This is a genomic window from Rhizobium sp. FG113 (assembly GCF_057809895.1).
This window is the reverse complement of sequence record NZ_JBMDKV010000003.1, coordinates 116,109-128,919: the sequence shown is the minus strand read 5'-3', so window position 1 is coordinate 128,919 and position 12,811 is coordinate 116,109. Positions and strand designations below refer to the sequence as shown.

Here is a 12,811-nt window from a genome sequence, read left to right as displayed (position 1 = left end):
CGAATTGATCAGTTTGCACGTTTTGCACGAATGTTGGAGAAGTATGATGAAGAAGATTGACCACCACTACACTGAGAGCGGGCTTAAAAACGTTGTCATCAGCGGGATCCTGGTTGAAGTGGATGATGAGGGCGATGAGGTCATTACGATTCCAGCTGTGAATGAGCTTCACATGATGATCGCACTCGGCATCGTTAATCATCCGAAAGGAATGAGTGGTGATGAACTGCGATTCCTCAGGAGTGAAATGGGATTGACGCAAGCAGAGTTGTCGAGCCTCGTTCATCGGGATAAGCAGTCAATTGGAAGGTGGGAAAGAGGAGAGGTCGAGATCGACAGCTCCGCAGAGGCGCTAATACGCCGGATGGCGATCGAGAAGCTCCACCTTCCATCAGATGCAGGGATCGACGAGCTGTCGCGGAGAAGTGTCCCGACTGCTGAATCCCAAATGATTGAGATCGCTAAGGTCGAAAATGACAACGGACAGCCATATGTGCTGGTAGCTGCGTGAGCTTTGGCTGAGCGGCACGACCCCATCTTGGAAGATGGGGTCACCTATCCGAAATGCGACTGTTCGAAATACCCGGCAGATGATGAGGCCGTGAGGACGACGACGTACCTAGTGCTTCCGCGCCAATTCCAGGATCATCTTATCGAGGACACCCGTAAGGCCCTCGACTTCGTCACACAAGGTCTCGACCCGACGGCATATCATGTGGGTGTTGTCCTTCGCGAGGAGACGTTGCGCCTCCAATTCGTGGGTGAGTTTGTCGACCGCGCCTGTCGCATTTACCAAGGCGGTGGGATCGACAATGACTGCAGCGACCTGCGCCGCCGAGGATCGTCCGGCCGCCGTCGACCGTTCGCCCGACAGGAGGCCCATGTGACGCACGCTCCAAATAACCGCCATGCCCACACCCATCGCGACCAGCAGCGGCAGGGGCAGCTTATCGAGATTTTCCATTCCTTGCTTCCCCCTGGTCGTGCGCGGCCCTGTTGATGTTCACAAGCTCGCCCAAGGCGAACAGTGGATAGATTGCGAGCCACGTCGAGACGACGCCAGAAGATGCGTATCCGTATGTAATGCCCGACCAGATAAAGAAGCCGACCCCTGCCGAGAACTGTCGAACAGCAGGGGTCACGTATTTTCTTGCGCCGTTGACGATCAGACCGCCGACCCGCAGTAGCCCAAGCAATACCATCACCCATCCCAATGGACTGGCATCTCCGAACAACTGGCGAAAGCCACCCCAGGCAGGCTGCGAGAAAAGATCATCGGACCAGAGAAGGACGGCACCCCACAGGACAGTGTGCCCGGCGAGAAACCACTCCATCATCCGTGGTCCAAAACGATGCTGGATGCGGATCCAGATGCCGGGTCCGACATAGGGCTGGGCCGTCATGTGCCCCTCTCCTGTGCGATCTGCGCGGCTTTTCGATTTAGCTCCTCGAAATAAGCGCGGCAGTCATCCGCCTGCTTATCCCGATTGTCGGCAGCGACTTCCCAGCGGAAGCCGAAAATGACCCAAGGCTCGTCGCGCTGCCGAACCCGTTCCATGTGGTCGACGCAGGCACCAGGTGGAACCAGACGCGGTGGAGCCGCAGCGGCTTGCCCCTTGGTCGTGGCGGCGATGGTAAGCCGAGCCTGCGCCGCATCCTCTTCCCAATTTGTCTGGCATGCCGCTCCGCACAACATCAGGCCGAGCGGGATAAGGGCTAGTGCTTTGATTGCCATTCTCGATCTCTCTGGTTAGGGCGCGACAGCCCGGTATCCTGTTCGGCGTCGGACTTGAGGCGCTCCACCTCGGCGGCCCTTGCCTGCTCGCCTCGTTTCGCTTGGAGTGCTCGTTGTTCCGCCTCGTATGCCGCGTCATCGGCCATTCGCCGCAGCGCGCGCTCGCGATCGGCTCTCGCCTTCTCGGCGGCGAACTCCGCCCCGGAGACCATTTTCTCGATCCGCGCGTTGTAGATTGCCGCCTGCGTCGCAGTCGCGATCCTCACCTGGTCAGCGGCGAAGGTGTGGGCTCTCCCGGTTGTCAGATCTCCGACCAACGGAATGTCGACCAGGCCGAAGCCGCCTATGAAAGGGACTGACTGAGGGATCGCAATACGGCTTGCGCCGGGGACACCCCAATCGTGGATGTAGAGACCAACGAAGGCGATGCCGCCGAAGCCGATGGCGCGATATAGGAGTGTGAGAATAGCAGCGATCATGGCCTGCTCTCGTCTTGAGGATTGAATGGCCGCGCCGGCGGCCGGTATGGATCGGGACAGGGCTGATTGACCGGATCGCCATCAACAGCGATTGGCGGCGTGGCGTAAGGAAGCCCGGTTCCGGTGCGCCAGATCGCCATGATGTCCTGCACGGTCGCAAACCCGGTGTAGCCCAGGATCAGAACCATGATCATCACACCCCAGATGTAGGCGATCGTCTCGTTAACGCGGGTGTCCTGAGCATCGATCAGCGTCATGAGCTGCCAACACGCCCAGGCAACGACCGGGAAGATGATCAGCCGCCGCCACTTCCATCCGGGCTCACCAGTCTTCTTGGCTCCAGTCGGCTTGCTCGGCGACTTCGCCCTAAGCGCTCTCGTCATCATTGCCCCTTTCGAAGTCAGGCAGGTCGACAGTCTGCCCGGCAAGTGCGTGGTGGCAGTCGCCGAGGAATTCAATTCGGCCGTCCCTCACGAACGAATGGCAGTTGATCGGTCCGCTGCGCATGGAACCTTGGACGTGTATCGAGGGCGAGAAGGTCGGGGCGTCCGGGTTGCCGTTGTATTCCCACCGGGGCGGCGGTCCGTCGCCCACGGGAATGACGTGAGCGCCGTCGCAGGCCGGACACCAGAACATGAGGCGCCCGCCTTCCAGCGAGCGCAGCTTTTTCGATATCGCGCCCATTAAGCCGCCACCCGAAGCGCGCGTTCGAACTTGATCGCATAGCCCGCGATCACGTCGGCCTTGTCGGTACCGTTCACGACGACGCGAGCGTTTCGATACTCGCGATAGTCCTCGGCGTCGGCCTCGTCGACGCCGTCGAGAAAGTCGCTCATCTTCTTGCCCGTGAAGATGCCCAACGTCATGCCGGCGATCATGATCTTGACGGCGATGTCCGTCCGCAGGGCGGCGTCGGGATTGCTGACGAGGTCGACGCCGATAACCCGGCCGATCTTGTCGTAGTTGACGCGATGGGTCAGCTGCGGCAGTCCCCGGCCGAGATAGCTGCGCCCCTGTGCATCCTTCCGCCAATATGGCGTCTTGACCCATGGGAGGCGTCCCCGCGCCCAGGAACTCTCAAGGCGGGCGATTGCGGTGTCAACCGACGGGTTTGTTGCTTCGCTCGGCTGCCTGGTCTCGATGACCGGCTGCATGTGCGTCGCCGTCTCGTGGAAGGCGGTTGCCAGCATATAGGCCTGCTGGTCGACAGGCGTACGCTGACGATCGAACTCGTCGAGCATAGCGGTAACGCCAATGACCTGGGACTGTGACAACGTCCCACCGAATAGCGAGGCGCGGACGCTCGCAAAAAATTGCGCACGGTTCATGGCTTTCTCCAGCAATGTCAGGGGAAGGGTTCGGCCCGCGCGCATAAGCCCGGGTTGTGAGGTCAAGTGGAGTCCTAAGACTTACTTGCATCCAGAAAAAACAACTCTAGGATGATTATGTTTATGATTCTCGGAGGAAACATGCGTTTTGCATTGGCTTGCTTGCTGGCTGTGACTGTCACCACACCAGCACTCGCGGACATGTCCGCATCATTTGATTGGGGCCCTACAAAAAAGTGCTTCGATACGCGGTCGCCACCGTTTTCGGTGAGCGGCGTGCCTGCTGGAACCGCGAAACTCGACTTTCGCATGCAGGATCGCGACGCCACCAGCTATCCGCATGGCGGCGGCAAGGTCGCCTACACGGGCAAGAACGCCATTCCCTATGGCGCGTTCCGCTACAACGGCCCGTGCCCGCCGGCACCAGCAACACATAATTACCGGTTCACGGTGAAGGCGCTCGACGCCAAGGGAAAGACCCTCGCCACCACGCAAGTGGAGAAGTCTTTCCATCAATGAATTCGGCAAATTCGAACTCAGCGCCCCGCCGCGATCGGCGGGGCATCTTTCTCGGGATGAGGCTGACAGCCTGCGCGGTTTTCGCTGCGCTGCTACCAGGCGCCGCGTCGGCGGAAACAACCGCCAACGATCTTTGCGTATCGATGGGAGAGTCTGGGGAGCTGACGATGCGCGCCCGCCAGGAAGGGACTAGAATGTCTGACCTGATGGCACTCGCCGACAAGGCAGGCGACCAAAGGGCGACCCTGCGCGACCTCATCAAGCGCGCCTATCGCAGCCCGCGTTTTTCGACGGAAGAAGCCAAGCAGAACGCGATCAGGGAATTCGCGAACCAGGCGGAGCTTAGCTGCTACGACGAGTTCGGCGACTAGTTCTCGTCGGTGCGCCCGTTACGGCGGATAACCGTCCATTGATCCGGTGTCGCCGGCGTACCCTCCGCGCTATTCGGCGCCACTTTGCCGTCAGACTTCGAACCATTGCCCCCGCCCTTCCCGTCGTCATCGCCGTCGGTTCCAGACTTGCCGTCATACAGCTTGTTGCTGATAGCCGACGTATAGCCCGACTTCGTGTGGGTGTGGGTAACGGTATCGATGATGAATGGCACGCCGTCCAACCCGGGCCGGACATCCTGAAACAGCAGAGCCGCACCAGAGACGATCGTCGGGTCGCCAATCACGGTGACCGAGCTGGCACCCTCGCCCCGCTTCAACTCTTTCGCTTTCGCTCGAGCGGCCTTGTCCGCTTCCGCAGGACTGCCATACGCATCGGGGATACGATAGATGCTGTCGCCATCGGCGTCTGAGTCCGCCTCGATCTCCATCCGCTTCGCCTGGTCGCGGTCCTGATAATAGGCGACGACCTTCGAATACTTCGTGCGATCGTTGGCCTCGAAGGAACACGACCCCTGCACGATCATGTCTGGCGTGACGACAACGGTCCCAACGAACAGCCCGCTGGCAGACAGCGCTGCGCCGCGCTTGGCAAACACCAGTCGGCCATCCTTGATCGTCATCAGCCCATTGTGGCGCTTCTCCAGCCGGCGCAGGAAGGAAAGATCACTTTCGCTTTGCTGCCCAAGCCACGGATACTGATAGCTGCCGAGGCCTCCATCGATCGATGCGATCAAATCATTCTCGCCGGCAACCTGGCTGATGATGTCGCCCAACGTTGCATCATCCCAGTGTCGCTCCTTTGGCTCCTTCAGCTTGCCAGAGCGAAAATCCGCACCCTTTCCCGATATCGACATCGAGTACGGCAGGCACTTGGGCGTGACCTTGTCGACGGTGAACCGCCCGACCGAGCGTGGCGTTCCGTATCCGAGCTTGACCTCGATCATCGCGCCCTTTCGAGGAATGGCGAGGAAATTCGGCGGCCCGTCGTTGAGCTCGAGCGAGACCGTGTCGGCGGAAATGCCCTGTTTGTCGGTAACAGTGACGGAGATAAGGCGCTCATAGAACCCGCCGGCTACTGGCGCGCCGTCGATGGTGATTTCTACGATCGGATACATGTCAATCCCACAGAGATACAAGTGGCGCCGCCTGCGTCTTGGCAGGGGCGTCCGGCATCAGAATGATGGTGCCGATCGGGAGCACCGGGCCTTTCATGCTCAAGCCCGGGTTGGCTGACAGCACCGCTTCCACGGTGCCCGACGTGCGGCCATAATACCGCCAGCAGGCGATATCGACCGTCTCGCCTTGCCGCGTGGTGTAACTGGTGGACATGAGGCCTCCTTATCCGAACAGATCTATGATCGGCTGAAGAAGCGAAACGGGGGAAAGCAACGGAATACTGCTGTCATCACCGTATCGCTTCAGGACGATCGAGTAGGCGTTGCGTTGCGGCATGCCGAAGATGGTGTGGAAGCTGCGATCCTCGTCGACTGACTGGATCGTGTAGATCCCATGGATGAGCCCCTCGGCGGCATCTCCACTCACCAGCATCATGGCGACGCCGGCCAGTGCCGCAGCGCGAATGCCATCCAGTTGCGTCTGCCCGCCGAGCTCGACCGGGAACAGCACACCGCGAATGGTGATTTCCTCGGAGGTCGGACCCGTCCACTGTTGCTGGTTCAGGGTTTGCGCCACCTGGATCTCAGCCCACGGCGTCTGAAGGCGTCGAGCGACGCCCTCATAGCCAAAGCCGAGCGCTTCGAAAGCGAAGGCGCCCAGCATCATCGATACTTGCATTGTCATGATGTCACCAGCCCGTGTCGCCGTAAGAACCTTCGACGGTATCCTTCGCCATCGCCCCCAGCTTGGAGACAGCAGCATCAGCCGCAGCGGCCGGATCAGCCACGCCAGTGATGCTTATTGGCGCATGGATCGTCACGTTCGGGCGTTCCTTGTTGGTCACCTTAACGTCCTGCACGCCGGTCGGGCGGGTGATCTGGGCGATGCTGCTGGCGCTGATTACTACGTCGTCCGCTTGCTTTCCCGGCAGCGTGTCTGTTGAGCCGCCGAAACCACCTTGCCTCGCTCGAGCTGCTGCCTCGGACGCGAAGAAGCTGCCGACCGACGCGTTGAGGCCAGCATTCTTGTCCGGCGTTTTCAGGGGATCGTCGATGCCGAGCATCTTGATGATGCCCTCGCGAAACTTTCGCTGGTTCTCGACCTGTTCCTTGAAGGTGTCACCGGGCGTGTCGCCGAGGACCTGGGGGATGGCGCCGAAAGCACTCATGCTTCCGAAGCCCTTCATCCATGTACCCATACGCGAAAGCCATGGTACGACGGGAGGCGCCTTTCCGGAGCCTCCCGTCTTCCCACCGCCGCCACCCTCGAAGCCGGGCATACCGGAAAATTCGCCGACGATTCCACCGATCTTGCCAAGCGACTTGATGATGCCGATCGCCGTGGTGATGCCGGTCAGGAACGCGATGGCACGAGCGAGCTTCATGATGCCGCCGGCCAACATGCCGAAGCCGGCCGACCACAGCACAAGCTGGAAGCCATATCCCGACATCTGTGCGAAAAACTCGACGATCGGATTATCCTTGACGTCGTTGTAAAACGACCGGACGCTGGCACCCCACTGCTGGAAGCGATAGAAGATCCTGCCATATTCATCAGCGGCTTGACTGGCGTCCTTCACACCAAAGAAGAAGCGCTCCACCTCGGACATAACCGACTTCATGTCACCGCTCTTGAGGCCGAGACCATTGAGGAAGCCCTGCGCACCGACGCCGATGCGGTCGAACAAGGTCGAGCGCTCGTCGAGCGTATTAAAGATCCCGGCGAGATATTCGGCGCCGCGACCAACCGGCTCGAGGAAGTTCGCACCGAACGACGTGCCGAGGTTCTGCAGCGAGATCTGCAGCGACTTGATCTTCTGGTTTGCGTCCTGCATGCGGCGATTGTAGGCGTCGGCGACCGTGCCGTTCGCCTTGTCCGCCTGGTTGCGGATCTTGATGTAGTCGTCGAAGCCGGCGATCATCGGGCGGATGAAATCGAGGGTCTGCTTGTCGCCGAAGATCTGGGTCAGGAGATCACCCTGACCACCTTTCGTCTTCTCGTCGAGCAGCTTGATGAAGTGCTCGATCGGCGAGACGCCCTTCTTGTGCGCTTTCTGTAGTTCCTTGGTAACGTCGACGCCGAACTTCTTGAAGTTCTTGATCGTTTGCGGCGTCATGATCTTACCCATGAAGTCGCTGAGATTGTTGGCGGCGGTCGAGGCGTCGCCTGCGCCACGACGCGCGATCTGCAGCGCGGCGGCCATGTCGTTGATGGCGGGAACGCCCTGCATGCCCAAGGTCTGGGCGGACGCAGTGAGCTGCGGGAAATACTGCGCCATGTCCTTCAACTCGAAGGCGCCAGCGTTACCAGCAGCAGCCATGCCATCCAGCATTTGGGAGATAAGATTTGGCGCGACCTTCAGGTTCTGAATTGCCGAGACGGACGCCGAAGAAAGATCCTCGATCGCCGCCCCAGTCGCAGTGGCCGCCTTACCCACAGCCGGTATCGCGTCGGTAGCGTCATTTGCGGCGAGACCCATGGTCAGCATGGTGTCGACGCCACCCGTGAGCGCTTCTGTCGTCTGGTTTACCGTCGGCGCGAGCCTGCGCAGGCGATCACTCAATTGCCCGAGCTGGGTCTGCGACAGGTCCGCCTTGATGCCGATCTCTGTCATCGCGGCCTGCATATTCGCGGCCGGCTTGAAACCGTCCTCGATAGCGGCATTGACCGAAAGGTAAGCGCCACCAAATGCTGCTAACTTCCCGACCAAGCCTCCGATTGAAGAACCAGCAGCACTGCGTTGCATCTGGCCAAGCGCACCGCCAATCCCGCGCGCCTTGCGGGTCACGTCGTCGATCAGACTGACCCGGAGTTTCGATTCCTGCACAGCCATGCCGCTCACCTGTCATTTCATTGTGGAGCGAGAGCGCGATGCAAGATTGTCGCGCTCTCGAAATAGGACATCGTCTTGTGAGGGGGCCATCGCTCGATCACCTCGAGTGATGTCGATGTAAAATGGGCCACGAAGCAGGCGATCAGGCGCCAGTCGTGGCCTCCTCCTCGTTTCCCAAGAGCGATTCGGTTTTCGCCAGGATCACCTTGAGATCCCGAGCCTTGATCTTCTTGAACGCCGGCAAGGGCACGTCGGAGACCATCGCGAGGATCGCAACGGTCTGTGACAACTGCCCCTTGAAGCCTTCAGCCGCCATCATGTCACCGGTTTCCGGTTCGCGGAAAACCAGATGGGTGTAGGTTTGGCCCCCGTGATCCACGGGGGATTTCAACGTATGTTCGACCACGAAGGCCTCCTGAGATATTGATGCGGTTAAAGGAGAAGAGCGTTGCGGATGTCCTGGTACTGGCTGACCCCGCCGATCTTGATGTCGAAGTCATCCATTTCCAGCAGCTCGTTGCCGTCGATCTCCAGCTTGTAGTAGTTGACCGACACCGTCTGATCGTTTTCAGCCATTTCGCCCGGCTTCCACGAGCCGGGGTCGACCTGGTTGATGGTTCCCCGAATGGTCATGACGGCCGAATGCGTCGTGCCGTCCTCGTCGACAAGCGCCCCAGTGATCATGAAGGAGTTTTCCGACCCCGGCTTCAGGCCGAAAAGCTTCATGATCTGGGGGTCGAGACCCGGCATCTTGAAGCTGAAGCCGAGCTTCTCGTAGCCCAGCGAGATCTCGCGCGGCTTGATCATGCCGGCGCCGCGCCACTCCTCGAGCTTCTTCTGTGGGACCGGCGGTGAAATCTCGCCGATCTGGCCGAGCTTGCTTTCGCGATCGGCCCACAGCATGCAGTCGCGCAGGATGAGGCGCGGTTTGTTGCTTTCAGTCATGGTCTGCTACCTCCTTATGCCGCCAGCGTCAGCGGACCGTTTTCGATAGCGCCGCGCACCTCATCCAGCAGGAGCTGGTAGTAGAGAATGTTGCGGTGCGTGGTGATGTTGATCTGTTCCATGAGGCCGACGGGCTCGAATTCGACGTCGAGGAAGACCTTGCCGTTGGCGTTGAGCGTGGGCGTGTTGAGGTTCGAAAGCCAAACGCGACCGCCGAGGATATCGTCGTTGTTCTTGAAGACGCGGAGGGCAGCATTGCCGTCCTCGATCATCATCTTGAGATTGCCCTTGGTCAGCTTGCGGTCGACGTAGACGAAATAGAGGTCCTCGAGCGCCTCGTTGATCATGTCGGCCGTGGCGCGGACGCTGTCGAACTGCCAGAGCTGATCGTCGGTCGCCAAGCGACTGCCCCACGTGCGGAAGCCGCCGCGCTCGTTGATGATCGTCGCCACCTGATTTTCGTTCAGGTAGTTGCTGTCGGCCGGGTACTGGACGGTGCGGGCCACGCCGTCGATTGTCCGGATGATCTTGTTCGACACCGAACCGGAGACGCCCTCGCTCGAGGCGACGACACGGGCACGGACGCCGGCGAAGACAGGCGCCACCGACTTGGTGACCGGAACTCCGTCGACGTTCTTGAGCACCTGCGGGTCGATGACGAGAATGCGCCCGCCATTGATGGTGTTGCGGAAGCGGACTGCGTCGGCGTCGGTCGTGTTCGGCCCGACGATATAGCCGCGAGCGCGGATCTGCGGCGTGATGACGTTCAGCGCCGACACGAAGGCGTTCGACATGTCGCCGATGTTGGCGGTTGCGACCGGAAGCACCTTGCCGGCGTCGGACCCGCCACCGGTGAACCCGACGGCCGGCGCCTGCGTCATGTTCTTGCCCGGCGACGTGATCTTCACAGACACCACCTGGTCGGCTTTGTCGCCCGTACCGAGCACGGCAACAGCGGTCGGCAGGGTCTTGCCACTGGCAGAGCCGCCGCCCGTGAACGTGACGCCCGGCGCCTCGGTCAGGCCATCGCCGCCGGCGGACAAGGCAACCGAGGTAAGGCCGCCTTCTACCCAGGTGCCGGTCTCGCCGGCCGTGATGAGCACGCGCGGCTGGATTCCCAAGAGCGACTTCGCACGCAGCGCGGCATAGAGGCCGGTACGGGCGACGGGATCACCGATCAGGTTGGCCGTCAGAACGCTCGGCGTGTCGCTGTGCTCGACGCGGTTCACGATGACGATCGACCCGCCTTCGCCGATGACGGTGGTGACGTCCTCGAGGAGCGAACCGGCCGCGCCGAGGAGTGCTGCCGCCGCCAGCGAGGAGACGCGGGTCGGAACGTTCAACGGGAACGCGGCAGCATCAGCGTCGGGCGCGTAGCCGTTGACGAACGTCACACCGAAATTACTGACGCGCAACAGCGACGGGTTTTCGGTACTTTCCGCGAGATTCACGCCATGGAAATAGGATAGGTCGGCCACTGTATGGTCTCCTTTGTGAGAGCTGGAAATTCTGTTTAGGATGGCGGTAGGTCGAAGGCACCGGCCCTCGATTAAACGTTAGCTGCCGGTGACAGTGCCGGGTGTTAGCGACATCGCGTAAGTCCAAGCCCCGTCGATGTCTTCGTCCGTCTTGCCGAATGAGGCAGCAATCAAGGCCAGCCAAACATCGTCACGATAAAACATGTTTGCCGAGGTCCAATAGATCGATGCGCGGGTTCGATCGGGTTCGTCTAGCTGATTGATTGCCGCATCGACCATGTCGGGCGTCACATTCAGCGTGAGTATCCCGAGCTTGAAATCGACAGGGAAGAGCGGCCTGTACGGGCTTGGAGGTTCGAAGCTGGCGAACAAAGCAAGGCGCTCCGCCTCTTCGTCTGCGGTCTCATCGCGCTCGATGCCATTTATCGTGATCTTGCCCATTAGCCCTTGATCCCTTCGATTATAAGGCGACCGCTAGACGCTACCGAGAACGCGAGTTTAAGTGCGTTCAAGGCCGTGGACGGCGCGTAGTTCATGGAAACGGCGGATGTTAGATACTGGCTACCCGACAGCCAAGAAGCCGTACCGGTCCCCTGCATTTCCTTAGCTTTGTTGAACTGACCAAAGGTCATGCTCGTAATCATAGGCCTACCTGCCGCCCCTTGATTTCCAGCAAAGAAAGCAAAGTTGTTGCCTGTGACCCTGAAGGAGGCTTGGGACGCATCTATATTCTGAGAGTAGACGCCAATCGTGGTGTAGTCTGTGGCGCCGGCTAGCCATGAGGACCCATTGTTCGCTGAGACCTGCATATTAGCGGCTGCACTCGCACCGGGCTCTAGCTCCAAAATGATCCTTAGTTCACGGTACGCCCCAAGGTCCGTCTGGATTAGCTGCGTCTGTGCTGTGAAGTCGACTACGGCAACCTTCTCCCAGGTCAGCTTTGCCTCTGCCGTAGCAAGTCGCGCTCTTGCGTCTGCTAGATCGGCCAGCACTTGCGCAGCCGCGACTTGTGCCGCATCGATCGACGCGTTGTAGGCCTTAATGAACCAAGTTACGGTGATGTTTGCGACACGAGTTTCCGCAGCTGTCCGGGTGACCAGCGCGCTGTCGAAGGTTATAGCGTGCGTATTGCCGGAACCATCTTGTCTGTTGCCCGCCACATCTCCCGTTATCCCGAATGGCCCGGTCGGCCCGGTCGGATAATCGTTGCGCCCCGACAAGCGGCCCTGAATGCGCTGCATGGCGTCTGCCTGCACCGTGCCGAATGCACGACCAGCATCACGCAAAGTCTGCGACGACCGCCACTGACGCTTGAACAAGGCGTCATCTGTCGACGGAAAGACAGGGTTGCCAGATCCGTTAACAGCCCACCCGTTCGCCAACGCCCAGGCCCGGAACTCGGGGTAAGCATTCGTGATTTCAAGCCCCGGAACGACCTTCAGATAACCAGGCGCAGCCGTAGCGCCGTTACCATAGACGTCAATGATCGTCCCGAGGGGCAGCGACGACGCAGCCGCGATCGCGTCATCGACCTGCTGCTTCGTGTAGACGTTCGAGGCCGCTGCCTTCTGCGCAATGGCATTGCTCAATGCCGTCAGCGCCGTTCCCAGTCCGACGATATCGTCCTGGGAGTGTTGATGGTTACCGATCGCGGCGGCGGCCGAAGACGGACGCCACTGCCCATCGGCACCTTTTACCAGGAGATAGTTGACGGCAGCAGCGCTGGCGCCGTCGACGTCGCCGAGATCGTCAAGGCTGAAGATCGTGCTGGCGTTCATCTTGCTGGCGAGCGCGTCGACCAGGCCGGCGATGTCGGCTTGAGTATGGCCGTGCTGCATCGCCGCCTTCTGATCGACCAGCTGCTTCAGCGCGAAGATGATGCCGTCGAGCTGGTCGAGTGTCTGCTGAAGGCGGAAGAACTCTTCGTCGACGTCGTTGTTGGGGTCCGGCCGCTGAAGGCCATAGTGTTCAGTGGTCGTCATCTAT

The 12,811-nt window shown here is 60.2% G+C and carries 19 protein-coding genes; 3 read left to right on the top strand and 16 right to left on the bottom strand.

The genetic code is table 11. The features are described from left to right. Positions 1 to 46 precede the first annotated feature (46 nt). Positions 47 to 511 (top strand): helix-turn-helix domain-containing protein, encoded by a 465-nt coding sequence (locus tag ACODTZ_RS10845; RefSeq protein WP_489025685.1) that lies wholly within the window; start codon positions 47 to 49, stop codon positions 509 to 511. A 108-nt stretch (positions 512 to 619) separates the two neighbouring features. Here the strand turns inward: ACODTZ_RS10845 and ACODTZ_RS10840 are convergent, their stop codons facing one another. From ACODTZ_RS10840 to ACODTZ_RS10810, 7 genes are read right to left on the bottom strand one after another with little or no spacing between them, the layout of a single operon-like run. Continuing rightward, complete coding sequence (locus ACODTZ_RS10840; protein WP_489025683.1) at positions 620 to 964, bottom strand: hypothetical protein; 345 nt, start codon at positions 962 to 964, stop codon at positions 620 to 622. After that, the gene (locus tag ACODTZ_RS10835) at positions 948 to 1,403 is read right to left on the bottom strand and encodes a hypothetical protein (protein ID WP_489025681.1); all 456 of its coding nucleotides are present in this window, start codon (positions 1,401 to 1,403) and stop codon (positions 948 to 950) included. The genes ACODTZ_RS10840 and ACODTZ_RS10835 overlap by 17 nt, the downstream gene beginning before the upstream one ends. Then, a complete protein-coding gene (locus ACODTZ_RS10830; RefSeq protein WP_489025680.1) occupies positions 1,400 to 1,735 on the bottom strand; it encodes a hypothetical protein in 336 nt (111 codons plus the stop codon). Before ACODTZ_RS10830 ends, ACODTZ_RS10835 begins: the two co-directional genes overlap by 4 nt. Next, positions 1,717 to 2,214 carry a hypothetical protein gene (locus ACODTZ_RS10825; protein WP_489025678.1) on the bottom strand — a complete coding sequence of 166 codons (498 nt, stop codon included), beginning with the start codon at positions 2,212 to 2,214 and terminating at the stop codon, positions 1,717 to 1,719. Before ACODTZ_RS10825 ends, ACODTZ_RS10830 begins: the two co-directional genes overlap by 19 nt. Beyond that, positions 2,211 to 2,597, bottom strand: a complete 387-nt coding sequence (locus tag ACODTZ_RS10820) for a hypothetical protein (RefSeq protein ID WP_489025677.1) — start codon at positions 2,595 to 2,597, stop codon at positions 2,211 to 2,213. Before ACODTZ_RS10820 ends, ACODTZ_RS10825 begins: the two co-directional genes overlap by 4 nt. Next, positions 2,581 to 2,898 (bottom strand): ubiquitination-like system serine protease family protein, encoded by a 318-nt coding sequence (locus tag ACODTZ_RS10815; protein WP_489025675.1) that lies wholly within the window; start codon positions 2,896 to 2,898, stop codon positions 2,581 to 2,583. The genes ACODTZ_RS10820 and ACODTZ_RS10815 overlap by 17 nt, the downstream gene beginning before the upstream one ends. Continuing rightward, positions 2,898 to 3,542: a glycoside hydrolase family 19 protein gene (locus ACODTZ_RS10810; protein WP_489025673.1), complete on the bottom strand. Its 645-nt coding sequence runs from the start codon at positions 3,540 to 3,542 to the stop codon at positions 2,898 to 2,900. The genes ACODTZ_RS10815 and ACODTZ_RS10810 overlap by 1 nt, the downstream gene beginning before the upstream one ends. A 141-nt stretch (positions 3,543 to 3,683) precedes the next feature. Between ACODTZ_RS10810 and ACODTZ_RS10805 the strand changes: the two genes are divergently transcribed. Further along, positions 3,684 to 4,061: a YbhB/YbcL family Raf kinase inhibitor-like protein gene (locus ACODTZ_RS10805; protein ID WP_489025671.1), complete on the top strand. Its 378-nt coding sequence runs from the start codon at positions 3,684 to 3,686 to the stop codon at positions 4,059 to 4,061. Between the two features lie 194 nt (positions 4,062 to 4,255). After that, the gene (locus ACODTZ_RS10800) at positions 4,256 to 4,432 is read left to right on the top strand and encodes a hypothetical protein (protein ID WP_489025669.1); all 177 of its coding nucleotides are present in this window, start codon (positions 4,256 to 4,258) and stop codon (positions 4,430 to 4,432) included. On the opposite strand, the gene ACODTZ_RS10795 is transcribed toward ACODTZ_RS10800, so the two are convergent. The 9 genes from ACODTZ_RS10795 to ACODTZ_RS10755 form a co-directional block, all read right to left on the bottom strand. Further along, entirely contained in the window at positions 4,429 to 5,568 is a 1,140-nt protein-coding gene (locus ACODTZ_RS10795) for a phage late control D family protein (protein ID WP_489025667.1), read from the bottom strand. The genes ACODTZ_RS10800 and ACODTZ_RS10795 overlap by 4 nt on opposite strands. A gap of 1 nt (position 5,569) precedes the next feature. Further along, a complete protein-coding gene (locus ACODTZ_RS10790; RefSeq protein ID WP_489025665.1) occupies positions 5,570 to 5,782 on the bottom strand; it encodes a tail protein X in 213 nt (70 codons plus the stop codon). Positions 5,783 to 5,791: 9 nt separating this feature from the next. After that, positions 5,792 to 6,253: a phage tail protein gene (locus ACODTZ_RS10785; RefSeq protein ID WP_489025664.1), complete on the bottom strand. Its 462-nt coding sequence runs from the start codon at positions 6,251 to 6,253 to the stop codon at positions 5,792 to 5,794. A gap of 4 nt (positions 6,254 to 6,257) precedes the next feature. Beyond that, positions 6,258 to 8,402: a phage tail tape measure protein gene (locus ACODTZ_RS10780; RefSeq protein WP_489025662.1), complete on the bottom strand. Its 2,145-nt coding sequence runs from the start codon at positions 8,400 to 8,402 to the stop codon at positions 6,258 to 6,260. 142 nt (positions 8,403 to 8,544) lie between these two features. Further along, the gene (locus tag ACODTZ_RS10775; RefSeq protein ID WP_489025660.1) at positions 8,545 to 8,808 is read right to left on the bottom strand and encodes a phage tail assembly protein; all 264 of its coding nucleotides are present in this window, start codon (positions 8,806 to 8,808) and stop codon (positions 8,545 to 8,547) included. A gap of 26 nt (positions 8,809 to 8,834) precedes the next feature. Continuing rightward, entirely contained in the window at positions 8,835 to 9,347 is a 513-nt protein-coding gene (locus tag ACODTZ_RS10770; protein WP_489025658.1) for a phage major tail tube protein, read from the bottom strand. 14 nt (positions 9,348 to 9,361) lie between these two features. Continuing rightward, complete coding sequence (locus tag ACODTZ_RS10765) at positions 9,362 to 10,825, bottom strand: phage tail sheath subtilisin-like domain-containing protein (protein ID WP_489025657.1); 1,464 nt, start codon at positions 10,823 to 10,825, stop codon at positions 9,362 to 9,364. A gap of 78 nt (positions 10,826 to 10,903) precedes the next feature. Then, positions 10,904 to 11,266 (bottom strand): hypothetical protein, encoded by a 363-nt coding sequence (locus tag ACODTZ_RS10760; protein ID WP_489025655.1) that lies wholly within the window; start codon positions 11,264 to 11,266, stop codon positions 10,904 to 10,906. Further along, positions 11,266 to 12,807 (bottom strand): hypothetical protein, encoded by a 1,542-nt coding sequence (locus ACODTZ_RS10755; protein WP_489025653.1) that lies wholly within the window; start codon positions 12,805 to 12,807, stop codon positions 11,266 to 11,268. The genes ACODTZ_RS10760 and ACODTZ_RS10755 overlap by 1 nt, the downstream gene beginning before the upstream one ends. Between the last annotated feature and the right edge of the window lie 4 nt (positions 12,808 to 12,811).

Excerpts from the sequence above, each read along its gene's own strand:
- ACODTZ_RS10845 (WP_489025685.1), top strand. The coding sequence starts at position 47 with ATGAAGAAGATTGACCACCACTACACTGAGAGCGGGCTTAAAAACGTT.
- ACODTZ_RS10840 (WP_489025683.1), bottom strand. The coding sequence starts at position 964 with ATGGAAAATCTCGATAAGCTGCCCCTGCCGCTGCTGGTCGCGATGGGT.
- ACODTZ_RS10835 (WP_489025681.1), bottom strand. The coding sequence starts at position 1,403 with ATGACGGCCCAGCCCTATGTCGGACCCGGCATCTGGATCCGCATCCAG.
- ACODTZ_RS10830 (WP_489025680.1), bottom strand. The coding sequence starts at position 1,735 with ATGGCAATCAAAGCACTAGCCCTTATCCCGCTCGGCCTGATGTTGTGC.
- ACODTZ_RS10825 (WP_489025678.1), bottom strand. The coding sequence starts at position 2,214 with ATGATCGCTGCTATTCTCACACTCCTATATCGCGCCATCGGCTTCGGC.
- ACODTZ_RS10820 (WP_489025677.1), bottom strand. The coding sequence starts at position 2,597 with ATGACGAGAGCGCTTAGGGCGAAGTCGCCGAGCAAGCCGACTGGAGCC.
- ACODTZ_RS10815 (WP_489025675.1), bottom strand. The coding sequence starts at position 2,898 with ATGGGCGCGATATCGAAAAAGCTGCGCTCGCTGGAAGGCGGGCGCCTC.
- ACODTZ_RS10810 (WP_489025673.1), bottom strand. The coding sequence starts at position 3,542 with ATGAACCGTGCGCAATTTTTTGCGAGCGTCCGCGCCTCGCTATTCGGT.
- ACODTZ_RS10805 (WP_489025671.1), top strand. The coding sequence starts at position 3,684 with ATGCGTTTTGCATTGGCTTGCTTGCTGGCTGTGACTGTCACCACACCA.
- ACODTZ_RS10800 (WP_489025669.1), top strand. The coding sequence starts at position 4,256 with ATGTCTGACCTGATGGCACTCGCCGACAAGGCAGGCGACCAAAGGGCG.
- ACODTZ_RS10795 (WP_489025667.1), bottom strand. The coding sequence starts at position 5,568 with ATGTATCCGATCGTAGAAATCACCATCGACGGCGCGCCAGTAGCCGGC.
- ACODTZ_RS10790 (WP_489025665.1), bottom strand. The coding sequence starts at position 5,782 with ATGTCCACCAGTTACACCACGCGGCAAGGCGAGACGGTCGATATCGCC.
- ACODTZ_RS10785 (WP_489025664.1), bottom strand. The coding sequence starts at position 6,253 with ATGACAATGCAAGTATCGATGATGCTGGGCGCCTTCGCTTTCGAAGCG.
- ACODTZ_RS10780 (WP_489025662.1), bottom strand. The coding sequence starts at position 8,402 with ATGGCTGTGCAGGAATCGAAACTCCGGGTCAGTCTGATCGACGACGTG.
- ACODTZ_RS10770 (WP_489025658.1), bottom strand. The coding sequence starts at position 9,347 with ATGACTGAAAGCAACAAACCGCGCCTCATCCTGCGCGACTGCATGCTG.
- ACODTZ_RS10760 (WP_489025655.1), bottom strand. The coding sequence starts at position 11,266 with ATGGGCAAGATCACGATAAATGGCATCGAGCGCGATGAGACCGCAGAC.
- ACODTZ_RS10755 (WP_489025653.1), bottom strand. The coding sequence starts at position 12,807 with ATGACGACCACTGAACACTATGGCCTTCAGCGGCCGGACCCCAACAAC.